The 1662-nt window shown below is 48.0% G+C and carries 1 rRNA gene (running past one end of the window); it reads right to left on the reverse strand.

From position 1 onward, the window contains the following. A 23S ribosomal RNA gene (locus J3U69_RS10355) occupies window positions 1–1546 on the reverse strand (it extends 1443 nt beyond the left edge of the window). Between the last annotated feature and the right edge of the window lie 116 nt (window positions 1547–1662).

Genomic DNA, 1662 nt, shown 5'->3' on the forward strand with positions numbered 1-1662 from the left:
TTTAAAAGCAAGCATTTGACTCACTCTTACACTTATTGCTTAAACATGGATGTCCAGCACCATGCGTTCTTTGCCTCCTGCGTCCCTCCTTCGCTATTAACGATCTAACGCAGTACAGGAATTTCTACCTGTTGTCCATCGACTACGCCTTTCGGCCTCGCCTTAGGTCCCGACTTACCCTGGGCGGACGAGCCTGCCCCAGGAAACCTTAGTCTTTCGGCGGATAGGATTCTCACCTATCTTGCGCTACTCATACCGGCATTCTCACTTCTAAGCGCTCCACTTATCCTCTCGATTAAGCTTCTCCGCTCTTAGAACGCTCTCCTACCACGCGTATTACTACGCATCCACAGTTTCGGTACTATGCTTAGCCCCGGTAAATTTTCGGCGCAGCGTCACTCGACTAGTGAGCTATTACGCACTCTTTTAATGATGGCTGCTTCTAAGCCAACATCCTAGTTGTCTACGCAACTCCACATCCTTTTCCACTTAGCATAGATTTTGGGACCTTAACTGGTGATCTGGGCTGTTTCCCTTTCGACTACGGATCTTATCACTCGCAGTCTGACTCCAGTGCTTTGATATATGGTATTCGCAGTTTATCTGAATTCAGTAACCCCTGACGGGCCCCTCGTCCAAACAGAGCTCTACCTCCATTATCATCCTCGCACCAGGCTAGCCCTAAAGCTATTTCGGAGAGAACCAGCTATCTCCAAGTTCGTTTGGAATTTCACCGCTACCCACAACTCATCCCCGCAATTTTTAACTTACGTGGGTTCGGTCCTCCAGTGCGCTTTACCGCACCTTCAACCTGGTCATGGGTAGGTCACTTGGTTTCGGGTCTACATCAAACAACTCTCTCGCCCTCTTCAGACTCGCTTTCGCTCCGGCTCCGTCTTTTCTGACTTAACCTCGCTATTTAACGTAACTCGCCGGTTCATTCTACAAAAGGCACGCCATCACCCTTTAATGGGCTTTGACTACTTGTAGGCACACGGTTTCAGGTTCTCTTTCACTCCCCTTCCGGGGTTCTTTTCACCTTTCCCTCACGGTACTGGTTCACTATCGGTCACATTCTAGTATTTAGCCTTGCGAGATGGTCCTCGCTGCTTCAATCGGAATTCCTCGTGTTCCGACCTACTCAGGATCCTGCTCGGCGTTACTTGGATTTCGCTTACGGGGCTCTCACCCTCTCTGGCTTACCTTCCCAGATAATTCTGCTATCCTTATAACTGCCTTCTTGCAGTCCTACAACCCCAAATGATAAATCATCTGGTTTGGGCTCTTTCCGTTTCGCTCGCCGCTACTCTGGAAATCGATTTTTCTTTCTCTTCCTGCAGCTACTTAGATGTTTCAGTTCACTGCGTCTTGCCCTGATATACTATCTATTCATATATCAGTAATGCATCGCTGCATTGGGTTCCCCCATTCGGATATCTCCGGATCATTGCGTACTTACTGCTCCCCGAAGCCTTTCGTGGTTCGTCACGTCCTTCTTCGCCTTAATGTGCCTAGGCATTCACCGTGCGCCCTTATTTACTTGACCTTACTCAAGATCTTTGTTCTCTCGAACTCTCTCGGTCGCTCTTTGCAATCTGTTCTCTTTTGATTGTTTCTCGGTTTTTTCTTGGATTATATTCAGTTTTCAATGTACTAACTCGA

Origin of the sequence: Lactobacillus sp. B4026 (assembly GCF_026535825.1) — a bacterium.
GTDB classification, from domain to species: Bacteria; Bacillota; Bacilli; order Lactobacillales; family Lactobacillaceae; genus Lactobacillus; species Lactobacillus panisapium.